20 protein-coding genes are annotated in these 17,458 nt (G+C 32.8%); 10 read left to right on the forward strand and 10 right to left on the reverse strand.

Going from position 1 to position 17,458, the window contains the following annotated elements:
- Nucleotides 1-14: 14 nt before the first annotated feature.
- The 3 genes from IRZ83_RS04895 (at nucleotide 15) to IRZ83_RS04905 (ending at nucleotide 3,077) form a co-directional block, all read left to right on the forward strand.
- Complete coding sequence (locus IRZ83_RS04895) at nucleotides 15-1,145, forward strand: formylglycine-generating enzyme family protein (RefSeq protein ID WP_194567177.1); 1,131 nt, start codon at nucleotides 15-17, stop codon at nucleotides 1,143-1,145.
- Between the two features lie 66 nt (nucleotides 1,146-1,211).
- Nucleotides 1,212-2,489 carry a peptidase T gene (pepT, locus tag IRZ83_RS04900; protein WP_194567179.1) on the forward strand — a complete coding sequence of 426 codons (1,278 nt, stop codon included), beginning with the start codon at nucleotides 1,212-1,214 and terminating at the stop codon, nucleotides 2,487-2,489.
- Nucleotides 2,490-3,077, forward strand: coding sequence for a YdeI/OmpD-associated family protein (locus tag IRZ83_RS04905; RefSeq protein WP_194567181.1), 588 nt, complete (start codon nucleotides 2,490-2,492; stop codon nucleotides 3,075-3,077).
- A 289-nt stretch (nucleotides 3,078-3,366) separates the two neighbouring features.
- Here the strand turns inward: IRZ83_RS04905 and yajC are convergent, their stop codons facing one another.
- The 3 genes from yajC to IRZ83_RS04920 form a co-directional block, all read right to left on the reverse strand.
- The gene (yajC, locus tag IRZ83_RS04910) at nucleotides 3,367-3,639 is read right to left on the reverse strand and encodes a preprotein translocase subunit YajC (protein WP_026981843.1); all 273 of its coding nucleotides are present in this window, start codon (nucleotides 3,637-3,639) and stop codon (nucleotides 3,367-3,369) included.
- Nucleotides 3,640-3,691: 52 nt separating this feature from the next.
- Nucleotides 3,692-4,603 (reverse strand): transcription antitermination factor NusB, encoded by a 912-nt coding sequence (gene nusB / locus IRZ83_RS04915; protein WP_029268695.1) that lies wholly within the window; start codon nucleotides 4,601-4,603, stop codon nucleotides 3,692-3,694.
- A gap of 212 nt (nucleotides 4,604-4,815) precedes the next feature.
- Entirely contained in the window at nucleotides 4,816-5,925 is a 1,110-nt protein-coding gene (locus tag IRZ83_RS04920) for a Glu/Leu/Phe/Val family dehydrogenase (protein ID WP_194567183.1), read from the reverse strand.
- Nucleotides 5,926-6,129: 204 nt separating this feature from the next.
- Here IRZ83_RS04920 and IRZ83_RS04925 point away from each other — a divergent pair, with 204 nt between their 5' ends.
- The 4 genes from IRZ83_RS04925 to IRZ83_RS04940 all read left to right on the forward strand — a co-directional run bounded on the left by IRZ83_RS04925 (nucleotide 6,130) and on the right by IRZ83_RS04940 (nucleotide 9,912).
- Entirely contained in the window at nucleotides 6,130-7,908 is a 1,779-nt protein-coding gene (locus IRZ83_RS04925) for an ABC transporter ATP-binding protein (RefSeq protein ID WP_194567185.1), read from the forward strand.
- Between the two features lie 68 nt (nucleotides 7,909-7,976).
- The gene (locus IRZ83_RS04930) at nucleotides 7,977-8,345 is read left to right on the forward strand and encodes a PUR family DNA/RNA-binding protein (RefSeq protein WP_029268690.1); all 369 of its coding nucleotides are present in this window, start codon (nucleotides 7,977-7,979) and stop codon (nucleotides 8,343-8,345) included.
- A gap of 173 nt (nucleotides 8,346-8,518) precedes the next feature.
- Nucleotides 8,519-9,349, forward strand: coding sequence for an alpha/beta hydrolase (locus IRZ83_RS04935; protein ID WP_194567186.1), 831 nt, complete (start codon nucleotides 8,519-8,521; stop codon nucleotides 9,347-9,349).
- Between the two features lie 17 nt (nucleotides 9,350-9,366).
- The gene (locus tag IRZ83_RS04940) at nucleotides 9,367-9,912 is read left to right on the forward strand and encodes an RBBP9/YdeN family alpha/beta hydrolase (RefSeq protein ID WP_194567187.1); all 546 of its coding nucleotides are present in this window, start codon (nucleotides 9,367-9,369) and stop codon (nucleotides 9,910-9,912) included.
- Nucleotides 9,913-9,984: 72 nt separating this feature from the next.
- Here the strand turns inward: IRZ83_RS04940 and IRZ83_RS04945 are convergent, their stop codons facing one another.
- Nucleotides 9,985-10,320 carry a tRNA-binding protein gene (locus IRZ83_RS04945; RefSeq protein ID WP_194567188.1) on the reverse strand — a complete coding sequence of 112 codons (336 nt, stop codon included), beginning with the start codon at nucleotides 10,318-10,320 and terminating at the stop codon, nucleotides 9,985-9,987.
- 128 nt (nucleotides 10,321-10,448) lie between these two features.
- Between IRZ83_RS04945 and IRZ83_RS04950 the strand changes: the two genes are divergently transcribed.
- From IRZ83_RS04950 to IRZ83_RS04960, 3 genes are all read left to right on the forward strand, one after another.
- Nucleotides 10,449-11,342 carry an alpha/beta fold hydrolase gene (locus tag IRZ83_RS04950; RefSeq protein ID WP_029268684.1) on the forward strand — a complete coding sequence of 298 codons (894 nt, stop codon included), beginning with the start codon at nucleotides 10,449-10,451 and terminating at the stop codon, nucleotides 11,340-11,342.
- 127 nt (nucleotides 11,343-11,469) lie between these two features.
- Nucleotides 11,470-12,024 (forward strand): thioredoxin family protein, encoded by a 555-nt coding sequence (locus IRZ83_RS04955; protein ID WP_029268683.1) that lies wholly within the window; start codon nucleotides 11,470-11,472, stop codon nucleotides 12,022-12,024.
- A gap of 379 nt (nucleotides 12,025-12,403) precedes the next feature.
- Nucleotides 12,404-12,799, forward strand: coding sequence for a GreA/GreB family elongation factor (locus IRZ83_RS04960; protein ID WP_194567189.1), 396 nt, complete (start codon nucleotides 12,404-12,406; stop codon nucleotides 12,797-12,799).
- Nucleotides 12,800-12,916: 117 nt separating this feature from the next.
- Here IRZ83_RS04960 and IRZ83_RS04965 read toward each other — a convergent pair whose 3' ends face one another.
- From IRZ83_RS04965 to IRZ83_RS04990, 6 genes are all read right to left on the reverse strand, one after another.
- Nucleotides 12,917-13,234, reverse strand: coding sequence for a cytochrome c (locus tag IRZ83_RS04965; protein WP_194567190.1), 318 nt, complete (start codon nucleotides 13,232-13,234; stop codon nucleotides 12,917-12,919).
- Between the two features lie 98 nt (nucleotides 13,235-13,332).
- Nucleotides 13,333-14,265, reverse strand: coding sequence for a peptidylprolyl isomerase (locus IRZ83_RS04970; protein WP_194567191.1), 933 nt, complete (start codon nucleotides 14,263-14,265; stop codon nucleotides 13,333-13,335).
- A gap of 67 nt (nucleotides 14,266-14,332) precedes the next feature.
- Complete coding sequence (locus IRZ83_RS04975; protein ID WP_228520660.1) at nucleotides 14,333-15,475, reverse strand: MFS transporter; 1,143 nt, start codon at nucleotides 15,473-15,475, stop codon at nucleotides 14,333-14,335.
- 142 nt (nucleotides 15,476-15,617) lie between these two features.
- Entirely contained in the window at nucleotides 15,618-15,968 is a 351-nt protein-coding gene (locus IRZ83_RS04980; RefSeq protein ID WP_194567194.1) for a cupin domain-containing protein, read from the reverse strand.
- 47 nt (nucleotides 15,969-16,015) lie between these two features.
- Nucleotides 16,016-16,888 (reverse strand): sugar phosphate isomerase/epimerase family protein, encoded by an 873-nt coding sequence (locus IRZ83_RS04985; protein ID WP_194567196.1) that lies wholly within the window; start codon nucleotides 16,886-16,888, stop codon nucleotides 16,016-16,018.
- 116 nt (nucleotides 16,889-17,004) lie between these two features.
- Nucleotides 17,005-17,367, reverse strand: a complete 363-nt coding sequence (locus IRZ83_RS04990) for a hypothetical protein (RefSeq protein ID WP_194567198.1) — start codon at nucleotides 17,365-17,367, stop codon at nucleotides 17,005-17,007.
- Between the last annotated feature and the right edge of the window lie 91 nt (nucleotides 17,368-17,458).

A 17,458-nucleotide genomic window follows, 5' to 3' on the forward strand; every position in this document is an offset into this window, starting at 1 on the left:
AAAATAAATCTACAATGAAAACTAAAACTTATTGGATTTTTGCAATACTTACAATCTCCATTATAACTATTGCTTACAGTTATACTAAACTTATTGTTCCTAAACAAAAGTTAGCAGCAATGGATTGTGCAGAAACTCCAAATACTTCAGGATCTTCTTTGTTTAAACCTACAATCGAAAATAAAAACACTCCTGCCGGAAAAGCACCAAAGGGAATGGTTTGGATTCCTGGCGGCGAATTCTCAATGGGAAGTAATGTGGAAGATGAAAGTTTATGCAGCATAAAAGGCGTTACAAAAGATGCAGCACCAATACATAGGGTCTATGTAGATGGCTACTATATGGATAAAACAGAAGTTACAAACGATCAGTTTGAAGCTTTTGTTAAAGCAACAGGCTATGTAACATTAGCTGAAAAAGCACCTACACATGAAGAATATCCTGATGCACCTTTAGAAAATTTAGTAGCCGGATCAGCCGTTTTTACTCCTACTCCTGCAAAAGTAGATCTGAATAATTATATGCAATGGTGGACTTATGTAAAAGGTGCCGACTGGAGACATCCTGAAGGGGCTGGAAGTTCTATAAAAGGCAGAGGCAATTATCCTGTAGTCCAGGTGTCTTATGATGATGCAGTGGCTTACGCTAAATGGGCCGGAAAAAGACTGCCGACAGAAGCAGAATGGGAATTTGCAGCTCGAGGCGGAAAAACTGGAGAACTGTACGCGTGGGGAAATACTTTAAAACCTAAAGGAAAATTTCAAGCTAATATTTATCAAGGCCATTTTCCGATTGAAAAAGGAGATACTGGTGAGGACGGTTATATCGGAATTGCACCAACAGCGCAATTTGCACCAAATGGTTATGGTCTTTATGATATTGGGGGAAATGTTTGGGAATGGACAAATGACTGGTACACTGCTGATTATTACACTGTTTCAAGCCAAAATGGTGAGGTTGTAAAAAATCCTAAAGGCCCAGAATCTTCATACGATCCGGGTGAACCCAATCTTCCTAAAAAAGTACAGCGGGGCGGATCATTCTTATGTACAGATCAATATTGTACCCGTTATATGGTAGGCACAAGAGGAAAAGGAGATTATAAGTCGCCTGCGAATCATATTGGTTTTAGATGCGTGCAATAAACTATTCTATAATTTGAAGCTTAAAAACGCCTGGATATTTGTTTATATTTGCCTAAAAAATAAAAAATGCAACATATTATAGATCGATTTATCAGTTATGTAACAATTGATACTGAGTCAGACCCAAATTCTAAAACTACACCAAGTACTGAAAAACAATGGAATCTTGCCAATAAATTAGTTGAAGAGCTAAAAATAATTGGTTTAGAAGATGTTACTATAGACGACAAGGCTTATATCATGGCGACTTTGCCAAGTAATGTTGATCATGAAGTTCCTGTAATTGGCTTTGTTTCACATTTTGATACGTCTCCAGATTTTTCAGGAGCAAATGTAAAGCCTCAAATTATTGAGAATTATGACGGAAAAGATATTATTTTAAATGCTGATAAAAACATTATTTTATCTCCAAATTATTTTAAAGATTTACTGCAATACAAAGGACAAACCATTATTACAACAGACGGAACAACTTTATTAGGTGCCGATGATAAAGCGGGAATTACAGAAATTGTTTCAGCAATGGAATATCTAATTCAGCATCCTGAAATCAAACACGGGAAAATCAGAATAGGTTTTACTCCTGATGAAGAAATTGGACGAGGAGCACATCATTTTGATGTTGAAAAATTTGGTGCACAATGGGCTTACACAATGGATGGAAGCCAGATTGGCGAATTAGAATATGAAAATTTTAACGCCGCTGGAGCTAAAATCACATTCAAAGGAAAAAGCGTTCATCCGGGTTATGCCAAAGGAAAAATGATCAATTCATTATTGATTGCTAATGATTTTATCAACGAGCTTCCAAAAGGAGAAACGCCTCAGGAAACAAAAGGCTATGAAGGATTTTTCCACGTTCACCATTTGACGGGAAGCATCGAAGAAACAGTTGTAGAATTGATTATTCGTGATCACAATAAGATTAAATTCGAAAAAAGGAAAGATCTAATTGAAAAAATTGCTAAAAAAATCAATAAAAAATATGCCAAACAATTTGGCGAAGATATTGTAATTACTGAAGTTAAAGATCAGTATTACAACATGAAAGAAAAAGTGCTTCCTGTAAAACATATTGTAGATATTGCTGAAAAAGCAATGCGTGAGTTAAACATTAAACCTATTATCAAACCTATTCGTGGCGGTACTGACGGCTCACAATTATCCTTTATGGGATTGCCTTGCCCGAATATTTTTGCTGGTGGTCATAACTTTCATGGAAAATACGAATATGTTCCTGCAGAAAGTATTCAAAAAGCAACCGATGTTATTGTAAAAATTGCCGAATTGACCGCAATTCCAGGCATTTTTGATGCTAGTGAAAAACCTAAAAGAAAAAAATAATTGGAACCGACTTCTGAGAAAAAACACGTTTGGAATAAAGTCAATCAATGGGAAGAAGAACTTCTTTACCTGAAAGCAATTATTGACAAAACTGAACTTGTTGAAACCATAAAATGGGGCGGTCCTGTGTATGTTTACAACAAGAAAAATGTGATTGGAATTGGAGGATTTAAAGATTATTTTACCATTTGGTTTTTTAACGGAGTTTTTCTGAAAGACGAAAAAAAGAAGCTCATTAATGCTCAGGAAGACAAAACAAAATCTTTACGCCAGTGGCGATTTACATCTAAAGAAGAGGTTAATGAAAAAGACGTTTTAGAATATATAGCGGAAGCAATCGAAAACGAAAAACAGGGAAAAATCATAAAACCTGCAAAAAAAGAAGCAATAGTTTCTGAACTTCTTGAAAATGAAATGACTAAAAATCCAGCTTTAGCAGAAGCTTTTCAAAAATTCAGCGCTTACAAACAATATGAGTTTTTAGAATATATTGAAAGTGCCAAACAGGAGAAAACCAAATTAGCAAGAATCGAGAAAGTGATTCCGATGATATTAGCAAATATTGGTCTGAATGATAAATACAGATAGTTTTATTGAAGTCTAGCAATCATCTGTCACATCGAGCGGACAAACATTAACAACAAATTTTTTTTACGTATTTTTTATCATACTGAGGAACGAAGGATCACACTAGAAGCTCGACAACGTTTTTCGACAATCTTTGAGGAATTCCTTGTGTGATCCTTCGTTTCTCAGGATGACAAGATTGGTTTAGTACTTTATGAATATTTCCTAAATCATTACAACAAGATTAATAAAAAAATCCCAAATTCTAAATTAGAATTTGGGATTTTAAATTTTATTGGAATTTCTAAAATTAAGCCTTTTTCAAAGCAGCACTCATTTCCATTGAAATTGCTGAACGCTCGATTTTTAATTTCCCAGACATTGTTTCGATGATTGCACTTGTTTCAGCAAGTTCAACGATTTTACCATGAAAACCACTTTTAGTGATTATTTTATCACCTACTTTTAGGCCGCTTTCAAATTCTTTCTCGTTTTTTGCTCTTTTTTGTTGTGGTCTGATCATGAAGAAATACAACACTACAAACATTAGTAAATAAGGAGCAAATTTCATTAAATCTTGCATAATATTCAGTTTTTATTTTTGTTATTAAATTTGTTTTTGGCTTTTTAAAATATTACATCAAACCTCTTCCTACTTTAACCATCTTTTTATTGGCTGTAAGTTCCTTCACAAGGTTATCTAAAATACCGTTGATAAAAATACTGCTTTTTGGCGTAGAATATTCTTTAGCAATTTCTAAATATTCGTTTAATGTTACTTTTACTGGAATAGAAGGGAATTTTAAAAATTCGCAAATAGCCATTTTCAAAATAATGGTATCAATTTCAGCAATTCTTTCGCTGTCCCAGTTTGGCGTTTTATCATCGTATTCTTTTGCCAAGATTGATTCGTTTAAAACTGTTCTTCTGAACAAATCTTTAGCGAAATCTTTATCTTCAACATCTTTGTACAATTTTGGCACTCTAAAATCGTCTGGATCTTCAGTTTTTATTGCTTTTAATTGCTTAACAATATGTGTATTTACAACCGGAATATCATCAACCCAAGTCAATTTATCATCTTCTAAATACTCATATAATTTTTCGTTTGGAACAATTACTTCCGCGAACAAATCAATTATAAATTGTCTGTCTTCTTCAAAAGTATTAGTGGAAGTTGTCATGTATTTTGCATACAATTCGCTTGACTTGATATCATTTAAAAGCAATAAAATATAATCATCATTTAATGACCAGTTATTGATTTTACGATTTTCTAGAGCGATACTAAGGGAATTGCTTTCGGCAAGAAGTTGAAAAATTTTGTTTTTGATAAATTTTTCATTCGGATTACGTTCTGCAGCAGTTGCAAGATGTTTTTTGCTTGAAAGATGTAAAAAAACAGATTCTTTTTTGCAGATTTCAATCAATGAAGAAAGCATTATAAGATATAAATCCTGAATATTATCAATACTGTAAAAAAGAAATTTCTCTTCTTTTTCCATATTATCAGAACCGCTTTGATGCATTGCATAAATGGATTGCATTACTTTAACGCGTATGTGTCTTCTATTTACCACCTTGTAAGAACATTTAAAAATTAGTCTGCAAAATTAGGAATTTCAATCCTTAAAATAAAATTAAATCGTAAAAAAGTCGCAGTTTTCAGCCACCATTTTTAGTTTTAACTCAATAAATAAAAAAGTCTCAGTTTTCAGTTTACCTGAAAACTGAGACTGAGACTGTAAACTAAAAAAAATTATTTCTTAGCAGCGTTTTCAATTCTTCTCGCATCAATACGATTTTGAGCAATTGTAAGCGCAGCTTTATGTGTTGTCATTCCGTTTTTCACAGCGTAATCGATAATTTCTAAAGTTGTGTTATAGATATTTTCGGTCTTACTCATGATTTCAGCTTTTCCGTAGTGCTCTAATTCAGCATACACATTAATGATTCCACCAGCATTGATCAAGAAATCTGGAGCATACAAAATACTTCTTTCCTGCAATCTTGCACCGTGAATGTTTTCATCCGCTAATTGATTGTTGGCAGCACCAGCAATAACCTTAGCTTTAATTTTATTAACTGTATTATCATTGATTGTTGCTCCCATTGCGCATGGTGCATAAATATCAACATCCGCACTATACAAATCTTCACCTGTATAAATTGTTGCGTTGTATTTTTGAGCAACTTCATATAATTTTTCTTCGTTGATGTCAGCAATAGTAACCTTTGCTCCTTCTTTAGTTAAATATTCAACCAAAGCTTCACCAACGTGGCCAATTCCCTGAACCAAAACTTTTTTACCATCTAGAACATCAGAACCAAACTGGCTTTTTGCAGCCGCTTTCATTCCTAAATACACACCGTAAGCAGTTACAGGAGAAGGATTTCCAGAGCCGCCTCTTTCTTCTGAGATACCCGTTACATAAGGCGTAACATCTCTTACAGTATCCATATCTTTTGTTTCCATTCCAACATCTTCAGCAGTGATGTATCTTCCGCTTAAAGAGTGAACAAATTCACCAAACTTACGCATCAATTCTGGTGTTTTTTGCGTTTTTGCATCACCAATAATTACTGCTTTACCACCACCAATATTTAAACCAGTAATAGCAGATTTATATGTCATACCTCTAGAAAGACGCAAAACGTCGTTTAACGCTTCCCATTCCGTATTATAATTCCACATTCTAGTTCCTCCTAAAGCTGGACCCATAACCGAATTATGAATACCAATAATTGCTTTTAAACCCGTATCTTTGTCATTGCAAAAAACAATTTGTTCGTGATCGTCAAAAGATAATTGACCAAAAACAGGGTCCATTTTTTGAAGTTCCTTTCCAGTTGCGAAAGTTGCATCCATAGTGATAGTATTTATTAGTTGTAAATTATGAATTTGTCAAAAAGACATCTCAAACTTAAACAAAAAATACATATGTGCTATTTTTTTATCTTTAAAATAACAATTTTACAATATAATTGTTTTGATTAAATTACATTTTATTATACTTTTAATTAAGAATAATTCATAAAATTCAATCAAGTCAATATTGAATCTCTTAAAAAAATGAAAGAATTAAGCTATTTAAACAAATATTTCATTAAATATAAATACAGTTTCTCCTTAGGAATTTTAATAACCATAATCGCACAAATATTCTCTTTATTTACTCCTAAGCTTATCAGCAAGTCATTAAACGCTATCGAAAAGTTTGATAAACTTCCTGAAGGACAACAAACTTCTCAAGTTATAATCGATTCTTATCGTCAAGGTTTAATTCATAACGTACTGCTAATCATAGCAACTACAATTGTAGCCGGGTTTCTAACTTTTTTAATGCGCCAGACTTTAATCGTCATGTCACGTCATATTGAGTTTGACTTAAAAAATGAGGTTTTTAAACAATATGAAAACCTTTCACAGAACTTTTACAAACAAAACCGTACTGGAGATTTAATGAACAGAATCAGCGAAGATGTTTCAAAAGTTCGTATGTATGTAGGTCCGGCCGTAATGTATACTATAAACACGTTTATTCGTTTTGCTATCGTTATTATATATATGTATAGCGTTTCGCCTTTGCTTACATTATATACAATTTTGCCTTTACCAATTTTATCCTATTGTATTTTTAAATTGAGTTCAGAAATTAATAAGCGAAGCACAACTTTTCAACAATATTTATCCAAGGTTTCAAGTTTCTCTCAGGAAATATTTTCAGGAATTCGCGTTATAAAAGCCTATTCATTAGAAAATCAGCATCAGAATAATATGGTGGCTCTTGCTGATGAAAGCAAAAAGAAAAGTTTAGATTTAGCCAAAGTACAATCATTATTTGGTCCTTTGATGATTGCGCTTATCGGAATCAGTAATTTGGTTGTAATTTATTTTGGAGGCGTTATGTATATTAATGGAACAATTCCGAATATTGGTACGATTGCCGAATTCATTTTATATGTAAACATGCTGACTTGGCCGGTCGCTTCGCTAGGCTGGGTTTCATCAATGGTACAGGAAGCAGAAGCTTCGCAAAAACGATTGAATGAATTTTTAAAAATCGAACCAGAAATTAAAAACAACAATCACGGTTCATCCGATATTCAAGGCTCAATTGCTTTTGAAAATGTAAGCTACACTTATGAAGATACTAATATTGAAGCTTTAAAAAATGTGACTTTTACAGTTAAAAAAGGAGAGACACTCGCCATTTTAGGAAAGACAGGTTCTGGAAAATCGACTATTTTATCTTTAATTTCGCGATTATATGATGTTACTGATGGAAGAATCGCGATTGACCAAAATGAAATAAGTACTTTAAATTTAAATGATTTAAGAAACAACATCGGAATTGTACCTCAAGATGCTTTTTTATTCTCAGACACTATTAAAAACAACATCAAATTTGGCAATCAAAATGCTTCTGATGAAGAAGTAATCGAAGCGGCTAAAAATGCTGTGGTTCATGATAATATTATTGCTTTCAACAAACAATACGACACAATTTTAGGCGAAAGAGGAATTACCCTTTCGGGCGGACAAAAGCAGCGTGTGTCTATTGCGAGAGCGATTATTAAAAATCCTGCCATCTTACTTTTTGACGATTGTCTCTCTGCAGTTGATACTGAAACAGAAGAAACAATTTTGAATAATTTGTTTGAAATCTGCAAAGACAAAACAACCATTATTGTAAGTCATCGAGTGTCTTCTGCTAAGAATGCAGACAAAATAATCATTCTAGAAGATGGCAAAATCATTCAACAAGGTTCTCATAATCAATTAATAAATCAGGACGGTTATTATTCATCGTTATATTTAAAACAACTTTCGGAAAAAGAATTACTTTAAATGTTGCGTAATAGATTATTTTTTATGATTTTTGAGTACTATTAATTCCAAAAATGATAGAACGTATTATGAGAGAAAATGACATGTTAGAAAAAGAAGAAATTTTTTCTAAAGTATTACGAGCAGGAAGAAGAACTTATTTCTTTGATGTGAGAGCTACTAAAGCTGACGATTATTATATCACTATTACAGAAAGCAAAAAATTTACTGAAGAAGATGGTTCTTTTCATTTTAAAAAACACAAAATTTACTTGTATAAAGAAGATTTTAGTGCTTTTGCTGAAATACTAGAAGAAATGACTTCATACGTCTTGAACCACAAAGGCGAAGAAGTAATCTCTGAAAGACACCAAAAAGATTTTAAAAAAGAATACGGTTCTGATAAACCTGAAGGACAAAGATCTAGTTTTACTGATATTGATTTTGACGATATTTAGTCCCAAATAACTTTTTGAAAAGTACGAGTCCAATATGTCCAGCATTTTGGACTTTTTTTATATATTTATTTCATTGTGAAATGTTATTTGTAAAGTGTGAAACGAAACAAAAGAATTTAAGATGCTTCTTTTTCACATTTAACATCTTACCTAAAACTTCTAACAAACTAAAAATGAAAAAATTAATTCTTTTACTTTGTTTCTTTTTTATCTGCATGAATTCATTTTCGCAGAAATTAGAATACGAAACAAAATCAAACATTCAATATTATAACGCAGCAACAAACAAATCTGACAGTTATATAAACGAAAGATGTGTTTTAGATATTTATTATCCAAAAAACACAAAAGGTTTTGCAACAATTGTTTGGTTTCACGGCGGTGGATTAACCGGCGGAAGCAAAGAAATTCCAGAGGCATTAAAAGACAAAGGTTTTGCCATTATTGGTGTAAATTACAGACTATCACCAAAAGTAAAAACTGCAAAAGCTATAGATGATGCTGCTGCAGCCGTTGCTTGGGTTTTTAATACTATTTCAAATTACGGGGGCGATACTTCTCAAATTTTTGTCTCAGGACATTCTGCGGGAGGCTATTTAGGTTTGATGATTGGTCTGGACAAAAAATACCTTCAGAAAGAAGGAATTGATGCGAATAAAATTGCAGGACTTATTCCGTTCAGCGGTCAATGTATTACGCATTTTGAAATCAGAAAAGAAAGAGGAATCCCTGATACACAGCCAACAATAGATGAATTTTCACCTTTATTTTACGTTCGCGCAGATGCTCCCCCTCTTTTATTAATTACGGGCGACCGCGAATTAGAAATGCTGGGCCGTTATGAAGAAAACGCATATATGGCAAGAATGATGAAATTAGTTGGCCACAAACAAACTAAACTATATGAATTAGACGGATATGGCCACGGCATGACTGAACCAGGTTTTCCGTTGCTTGTAAACGAAGTAAACCGAATTTTAAAAGAGAAACAATCTAAAAAATAAACATAAACTCCACGGCAATGGAAATTCAACTATTCATTTTACCCGGCTTAGGAAATTCTGGTGAGAAACACTGGCAAACCTTTTGGCATAAAAAATTCGAAAACTCAATTCGTTTAGTTCAAGACAATTGGGATGAACCTATTCGCGAAGAATGGCTTGAAAGATTAAATGAAGAAATTGCTAAACTAGACAAGCCTACTATTTTAATAGCACACAGTTTAGCTGTCTCATTAGTTTTGCATTGGGCCGAGTCAAACCATAACAAAAATATTATTGGCGCTTTACTAGTGGCTCCAGCTGATGTAGATTCACCTCAGCATACTCCAGAAATTATACGCAATTTTGCACCAATGCCTATTTATAAATTACCATTTCCGTCGATACTTGTGGCAAGCGAAAATGATCCCTATGCTTCATTTGAAAGAAAACAGTATTTTGCCGAAAAATGGGGAAGTGATTTTGTAAACGTCGGAAAAAAAGGCCACATCAACTCTGACTCTGACTTAAAATACTGGGAAGAAGGACAAGTGATTTTACAGCATTTGATTGATAAAGTAAAGTAGTATTCAATCTCAGTTTACAGTCTCAGTCTTCTGTTGATACTGAAACTGTAAACTGCAAACTGAGACCGTAAACTAACCTATACGAAGTCCATTCGGAATCTTAAAATCAGGCGCCAATAAAATAACATCTCCCTCCTCACCTACAGCACCTAAAACGAGGCATTCGCTCATAAATTTTCCTATTTGTTTTTTAGGAAAATTTACAACTGATACGATTTGCCTGTTTAACAAATCTTCTTTTTGATAACGTTTGGTAATCTGAGCCGATGATTTTCTTATTCCTATTTCAGCCCCAAAATCAATTGTGAGCTGATAGGATGGTTTTCTGGCTTCGGGAAAATCATTTACCTCTATAATAGTTCCTACACGCATGTCGGTTCTTTCAAATTCATTCCAAGTTAAATCCATTAGTTTTGAAAATAGGTTATTTACAAACCTATTAATTTTGTAATTATAAATACTAATTCTATAACTGATTTTTTTAGTACTGCTTCTAATTTTACATACACTACACATTCTAAATAAAAAAATGTAAAATGGAAAATAGTCTTATTAATACAGCCCAATCTTTGAGAGATTCAGATTTTGATGTTCAAGAGCAAAATACTGATAAATATATAGAAACTGCAAAAAACGTAAAACTCTACGTAAGAGATTACGGAAAAGGAAAACCTGTAATTTTAATTCACGGGTGGCCATTATCTAACGAGATGTGGGAATATCAAATAGACTTTTTAGTACAAAATAATTATAGAGTAATTGCTTATGACCGACGTGGTTTTGGAAAATCATCTCAGCCTTGGAACGGTTATGATTACGATACACTAAGTGATGATTTAAGTGAAATCATTGAACAGCTGCAATTAGAGAATGCAACTCTTGTAGGTTTTTCTATGGGAGGCGGTGAAGTAGTACGCTATTTCAGTCGTCATGGCGGAAAAGGCGTTACAAAAGCAGCATTAATTTCATCAATCATCCCTTTTCTTTTAAAAACTGAAGATAATCCAGAAGGACGTCCGAAAGAAAAAGGAGAAGCAACTGCGGCTGCAATTAATGAAGACAGAATAGGATTTCTAGAAAATTTTGGCAAAACCTTTTTTGGAGTTAATATTATAAACAAACCCTTAAGTACGCCTTTGTTAGAATATTACAGAATGTTATGTTCATTTGCATCGCCTAGAGCTACGCTAAAATGTTCAGAAGCTTTAACGAATACTGATTTTAGAGATGAGCTTCATACTATTAAAGTTCCAACTTTAATAATTCATGGAGATGATGATAAAAACGTTCCGATTGAATTAAGTTCAGAAAAAACTGCTGCTGCTATAGCAAACAATACTTTCCTTGTTTATGAAGGTGCACCACACGGGCTATTTTACACTGAAAAAGACAAATTAAATCAAGATTTACTTGAGTTCTTGAATTCATAAATTTAATATACATATCCAAAGAGTTTAATAATTTCGAGTAAAATTCTCTTTGGATATTTTTTTTTCTGCTTGTGCTGTTCTTTTTCCAGAATTTAAAAGTTATTTTTGAGTAAATAATTCTTTAAAAATGGCACGAACTCCTTCAAATATGGTTCCACTTGGAACTCTTGCTCCAAACTTTAAGCTTCAGGATACCAATTCTAATAATGCTTTTTCATTTGAAGATTTAAAAGGAGCAAAAGGTACGCTTGTCATTTTTATGTGCAATCATTGCCCTTTTGTACTTCACGTAATCAAAGAAATTGTTATGATTGCCAATGATTATCGCGTACAAGGACTTGGGGTTGTTGCCATTTCGAGTAATGATATCGAAAAATTTCCACAGGATTCACCAGAATTAATGACAGAATTTGCATTTCAGAATAAAATAGATTTCCCGTATTTATTCGATGAAAATCAAGAAGTTGCTAAAGCTTATGATGCTGCCTGCACGCCAGATTTTTATTTATTTGATAATCAGAATCGATTGTTTTACCGAGGTCAATTAGACGATTCTAGACCTGGAAACGGAATTCCGTTAAGCGGAAGTGATTTAAGAAGCGCCATTGACGCCTTAATTTACAACCGAACTCTAAATGAAATTCAGAAACCAAGTATTGGCTGTAGTATCAAATGGAAATAAGGTTTTCTATATTTTAGAAAAATTTTCCTACCTTTGTATTTCAATAATCAATTCTCATTGTGAGCACTATAACAATAATTACAGTTTATATCCTGTTGTTTTCTTTAAAAAGAAAACCAATTATTGGTGTCTTTATATCACATAGCAAGGCCTTTATTAATTAGGCCTCCGTCTGTTTCAATATCTTCTTAAGGCGGAGGATTTATACCACATTTTAATTTTTATTTTTATTTTATTTGGAGCTGTTGCTTTCGAATAAATATTATCCTTACTCATCCTTATTTTCCAACTGACATTCTATTTTTAAATAGAGACAGTTGCCAATGTCATTCATATAAATTAGGAAAAAAATATTCAATATTAATAAATACAAATAGATATGAAACCAATACCAACTTTCTGTAAAACAGATTATCAATTTTTAAGAGAATTGATATTAAAAAGCAAAAATTCAACAAATGCAAAAGAAGCAAATCAGCTTTCGCAAGAATTAGATCGTGCTGTCATTAGCAAGGAAAGCGATTTAGACAGTTCAGTTATCAGGATTAATTCTTTTGTAACAATTGAAGATGTAAACGCAAAAAAACAAATGAAAATTCAAATCGTTTTACCTTCATATGCAGATTTAAAACAATCTAAAATTTCAATTCTAGCACCTTTAAGTGTTGCTATTATTGGTTTTAAAGAAAATGACGAAGTAGATTGGGAATTACCAGCAGGAATCAAAACTTTAAAAGTAATTGCTGTAGATAATTCGGCTGTATATCATTCTTAATTTTTTAAACACCTCATTTTGTGAAGGTGTTTTTTTTTATATCTTCTTTAAACATAAAAAAAAACTATTCAAATATAATTATTGAATAGTTTCATTTAAATCTGCTTTCTAAACTTCTTATAATTGAGAAGTAATATAATTTGAAATTGATGCCATTTGAGTGTCATCTAAATGTGCTTTTTTCTGCATTCTTGTCAAAATTGGCTTCCATTCTTCTTGAGAGAATTTCTTTGGTTCATATAATTTATGACATCTTGCACAACTATTTTCATACAAGTTTTTGCCTGCTGCCAATTCTGGAGTTAATTCTGTGGCTTTTACTGTTTCAGTTACTGCTGGAGCAACTGGGGGTGTTGAAGCTGTTGGTGCTTTCTTAGTACCGCACGAAACTAAAAGCATCGTTACGGCAGTTAGAGTTAAAATTTTTGATTTCATTATTTTGCTTTGTTTTATTTTGAGTAAATATAAAAAAAATCCCATTCGGCAAGCGAATGGGATTCTTATTTAAAACAAAACTAGATTGCTCTAATTCCTTATTTTACTTCCATTAATTCAACGTCGAAAATTAAAGTTGCGTTTGGTGGAATAACTCCTCCTGCTCCAGATGCACCGTAAGCCAAATCAGATGGAATTACAAAACGAGCTTTGTCTCCAACTTGCAATAAAGCAATACCTTCGTCCCATCCTTCGATAACTTGACCTTGACCTAATCTAAATTCGATTGGTTTTTTACGTGGATAAGACGAATCAAAAACTTTTCCGTTTTCTAAAGATCCTTCGTAATGAACCGCAACTGTTTTACCAGCTTCTGCTTTTTTACCATCTCCTTTGTTAATCATTTTATAACGTAATCCGCTTTCTGTTTTATCAAAACCAGCAGCCAATTGCTCCATTTTTGCTTCAGATTCTGCTTTCAAAGCTGCGTCTCTTTTTAGACGTGCACCTTTTAAACCAACAAAAGCTTCGATAGCGTTAAATTTTTCAGCTTCTTCTCCAACTCTAATAATTTCTATAGTTTGCAAAGCATCACCTTGAGCAACTGCATCAACAACATCTTGACCTTCGATTACATGACCAAAAACAGTGTGTTTTCCGTCTAACCAAGAAGTTGGTACGTGAGTAATGTAAAATTGAGAACCGTTACTTGCAGGTCCTGAATTTGCCATTGCTAAAACTCCTGGACGATCGTGTTTTAAACTTGGGTGAAATTCATCATCAAATTTATATCCTGGATCTCCAGTCCCAGTTCCCTTAGGACATCCACCCTGAATCATAAAATCAGGAATTACTCTATGAAATGTTAATCCGTCGTAGAATTTTTGTCCTTGAGGTTTTACTTTATTTTCCATATTTCCTTCTGCAAGAGCTACAAAATTCCCTACGGTTCCTGGTGTTAAATCGTGTGTTAGTTTTACTAAAATCGAACCTTTGCTTGTGTTGAATTTAGCGTATATTCCGTTTTCCATTGTTGTAATTTTTAATTTGAATGCAAATTTACAAATTAATTCTATATCAATTTGTGTTTTCTATTTGTTAGTCCCGACGTTTCGAGATAGATTTATAAGTAAGTCCATAAACTGTAAATGCCAATACTGACAGCCCAACACATCCGATAGTTACAGCGTGCCATCCGCCCAATTTCCAAAGTAATAATCCGTAAGCAGATCCTGCTGCAGTTCCTAAGAAGCTAAATGACATAAATACTGTATTTAATCTGTTTCTGGCTTCTGGCAATAACGAATACACACGTGTTTGATTGGAAATATGAACACCTTGAATTCCTATGTCAATAAACACAATTCCAATCGCAATTCCGATTACACTTTCTATTGAGAAATAAAAAATCAAAAAACTGACTAAAATTAATAAACAGCCGTAACCAACTGCAACTCTAGAACCTCCCTTGTCTCCCATTTTACCAACTAATGGTGCTGCTAAAGCTCCAGAAGCTCCTACAATTCCAAATAAACCAATTGTGGCACTGTTAAAGTGAAACGGTTCTCCTGAAAGCAACAAAACCATTGTAGTCCAGAAAGCACCAAATTGTGCAAAACTGAATACATTAATCAAAGTTGCTTCGCGCAAAACAGGCTGTGTTTTTATTAAAGTAAAAAGAGATTTAATTAATTGTCCATAAGTTCCTTGAAACTGTGGTTTGTTTACTGGAAATTTATTTTGAATGACGAAAAAAATCAAAAGACAAATTCCAGATGCTATATAAAACATTGATCTCCAACCTAAAACCTGACCGATAAAGCCACTTAAAGTTCTAGAAAGTAAAATTCCGACCAATAATCCGCTCATGATTGTTCCCACTACTTTTCCTCGTTGTTCCGGCGCACTTAAAGAAGCTGCCAAAGGCAAAATAAGCTGTGGTACAATTGATGTAATTCCGATTAATAAAGAAGCAATTTGCAAAAGGAAAAAACTTTTTGCAGTTGCTGCAAGAATTAAAGCAATTACAGAAGCGAAAGTCGTTATTAGAATTTGTTTTTTGCGTTCGATTTTATCACCCAAAGGCACCATAAAAAACAGTCCGATTGCATAGCCAGCTTGTGTTAGATACGTTATTGTTCCGGCGCTGGCTTCGGGAATTTTAAATTCGTTGGCGATTAAAACAATTAAAGGCTGGCAGTAATAAAGATTTGCAACTATAAGTCCAGTGCAAGCTGCCATAAATAAGACATTCGTTTTGGATAAATTCATTTTACAAAAATACTACTCTAATTCGAATCAAATCTTTAAAAATTGTATTAATTTTAAAAACTTAAGTCTAAATTGTACCTGTTTACTGTGAATTATACTGATTTTTAAAAACTTATTGTTTCATAAAATCTTCTCGAATAGGACTAAATACATCTGTCAAAAGACCACTTTCCAAACAAACAACGCCATGAATTGCATGTGGCGGAATATAAAAACTATCGCCTTCTTTTAATGTTTGGGTAATTCCTGAAATAGTAACATCAAATTTACCGCTCGAAATATAAGTAACCTGCGAATGATAATGTTCGTGTAAAACGCCAATTCCACCTTTTTCAAAATGAACATTTACCAACATGATTTTATCATCGTAGGCCATGATTTTGCGTTTTATTCCTTCTCCAACCACTTCCCACTCCAGCTCATCTCCTTTTATAAATTCTTTACTTGTTCCAAAACTTTGCATGTCTACTTTATTTAATTCTTTACAAAAATAGTATTTAGATGATTATTTTAGAGCAATTCTTTTGAAATAAAATCAGAACTGGCTTTAATAGAAGCAAAAGAATTTACGGCAAAATTGTTTTCCTGTTCTACAAAAAAGTGTTTCATTCCAGATAATTGTGCTTCTTTAAAAATCGTTTTAAAATCGATAGAACCGGAACCAACTTCTGTATTTAGGGAAGGATTTATTTTATCCATATCTTTTACATGCCACATTTTAAAACGGCCTTGATTTTCTCTAAATAGTTTAAGTGGATCATTTCCTGAACGGATCACCCAGTATAAATCTAATTCAAATGAAACTAAATTTTTATCCGTTTCTTTTAATAAAATCTCGTAACCAGTTATGCCGTCATGTTTTTGGAATTCAAAATCATGATTGTGATACGCCAGTTTTAAACCAGCATTTTTACATAATTTCCCTGCTTCATTAAGGCGAGAAGCAATCTTTTTATAATCTTCTGTATTTTTTCTGAAAGTTTCATCGACCCAAGGAATCGTAAGAAATTCATTTTTTAGTGTTTTAGCAGCTTCAATCGCAGCCATAAGTTCTGCTGTATTTCCATCCGCTAAAAAACTTCCTAAATTATAATGTCCGCTGATTGCTTTTAAATGATTAGCATCTAAGACTTTTTTAAGCTCAATGGGAGTCAATCCCCAAAATTGATCTTTTATCGAAAATCCGTAAGTTTCAACTATAGTATAACCCGCCGCGGCAACTTTTTCTAAAACAACATTTACATCTTTAGATATTTCGTCACGCAGCGTATACAATTGCAGACCAATTTGTTTTTTATTCATAGTAAACGCTAATGAAGGCATAGCTAGAACGGCCGTTGCAGCTAAACTGGTATTTATAATAAAGTTTCTTCTAGTAACCATTTTTATCTTAAAATCGAAAAGTAAAGCTACTCTTTTTATTGAAATACTTTATAAGATACATTCAAAATTGATTTTAAAAATCTGTAAAAGATTCAAAATGAATTATTATTAAACAATTATTTTGACGTCAATAATTTCATATCAACCATTTTATTAGAATCTATTGCTTGTGGAGGATAATTTTGTTTTTCATTTCTAAAAGAAGAAACTTTTCCTTTTTTATCTACATATATATATCTGTAGTTCCAATAATTTGTGCCTGCCATTCTAGAATTATGATTTCTGTCTGAGCCATCATAAACTTGATCTGCATACACAAGTATTTCGCCATCCTTATCATTATCAAGGGTTCTAATTGGTGTGCCCCAATTTTTAATAAGACTTTGTTTTGTCTTTCCGATCCAGTTTTCGCTTATGTTTTGAGAACTTGAGCAAGCATAAAAAGCAAGTATAGCTATTAATGGTATAATTTTTTTCATAGCGTAAATATTTATGTTTTTGGTGAATTATTAATGCAAAAAATAATTCTGTAATGGTAGTTCAATTTAATGATAAAATATTTACATAACA

Source organism: Flavobacterium sp. JLP, from assembly GCF_015350755.1.
Classification (GTDB): Bacteria; Bacteroidota; Bacteroidia; order Flavobacteriales; family Flavobacteriaceae; genus Flavobacterium.

Bases quoted from the DNA above. Each gene is read 5' to 3' on its own strand.
- IRZ83_RS04895 (WP_194567177.1), top strand. From the start codon at position 15: ATGAAAACTAAAACTTATTGGATTTTTGCAATACTTACAATCTCCATT.
- pepT (WP_194567179.1), top strand. From the start codon at position 1,212: ATGCAACATATTATAGATCGATTTATCAGTTATGTAACAATTGATACT.
- yajC (WP_026981843.1), bottom strand. From the start codon at position 3,639: ATGCAAGATTTAATGAAATTTGCTCCTTATTTACTAATGTTTGTAGTG.
- nusB (WP_029268695.1), bottom strand. From the start codon at position 4,603: ATGCAATCCATTTATGCAATGCATCAAAGCGGTTCTGATAATATGGAA.
- IRZ83_RS04920 (WP_194567183.1), bottom strand. From the start codon at position 5,925: ATGGATGCAACTTTCGCAACTGGAAAGGAACTTCAAAAAATGGACCCT.
- IRZ83_RS04925 (WP_194567185.1), top strand. From the start codon at position 6,130: ATGAAAGAATTAAGCTATTTAAACAAATATTTCATTAAATATAAATAC.
- IRZ83_RS04930 (WP_029268690.1), top strand. From the start codon at position 7,977: ATGAGAGAAAATGACATGTTAGAAAAAGAAGAAATTTTTTCTAAAGTA.
- IRZ83_RS04935 (WP_194567186.1), top strand. From the start codon at position 8,519: ATGAAAAAATTAATTCTTTTACTTTGTTTCTTTTTTATCTGCATGAAT.
- IRZ83_RS04940 (WP_194567187.1), top strand. From the start codon at position 9,367: ATGGAAATTCAACTATTCATTTTACCCGGCTTAGGAAATTCTGGTGAG.
- IRZ83_RS04945 (WP_194567188.1), bottom strand. From the start codon at position 10,320: ATGGATTTAACTTGGAATGAATTTGAAAGAACCGACATGCGTGTAGGA.
- IRZ83_RS04950 (WP_029268684.1), top strand. From the start codon at position 10,449: ATGGAAAATAGTCTTATTAATACAGCCCAATCTTTGAGAGATTCAGAT.
- IRZ83_RS04955 (WP_029268683.1), top strand. From the start codon at position 11,470: ATGGCACGAACTCCTTCAAATATGGTTCCACTTGGAACTCTTGCTCCA.
- IRZ83_RS04960 (WP_194567189.1), top strand. From the start codon at position 12,404: ATGAAACCAATACCAACTTTCTGTAAAACAGATTATCAATTTTTAAGA.
- IRZ83_RS04965 (WP_194567190.1), bottom strand. From the start codon at position 13,234: ATGAAATCAAAAATTTTAACTCTAACTGCCGTAACGATGCTTTTAGTT.
- IRZ83_RS04970 (WP_194567191.1), bottom strand. From the start codon at position 14,265: ATGGAAAACGGAATATACGCTAAATTCAACACAAGCAAAGGTTCGATT.
- IRZ83_RS04975 (WP_228520660.1), bottom strand. From the start codon at position 15,475: ATGGCAGCTTGCACTGGACTTATAGTTGCAAATCTTTATTACTGCCAG.
- IRZ83_RS04980 (WP_194567194.1), bottom strand. From the start codon at position 15,968: ATGCAAAGTTTTGGAACAAGTAAAGAATTTATAAAAGGAGATGAGCTG.
- IRZ83_RS04985 (WP_194567196.1), bottom strand. From the start codon at position 16,888: ATGGTTACTAGAAGAAACTTTATTATAAATACCAGTTTAGCTGCAACG.
- IRZ83_RS04990 (WP_194567198.1), bottom strand. From the start codon at position 17,367: ATGAAAAAAATTATACCATTAATAGCTATACTTGCTTTTTATGCTTGC.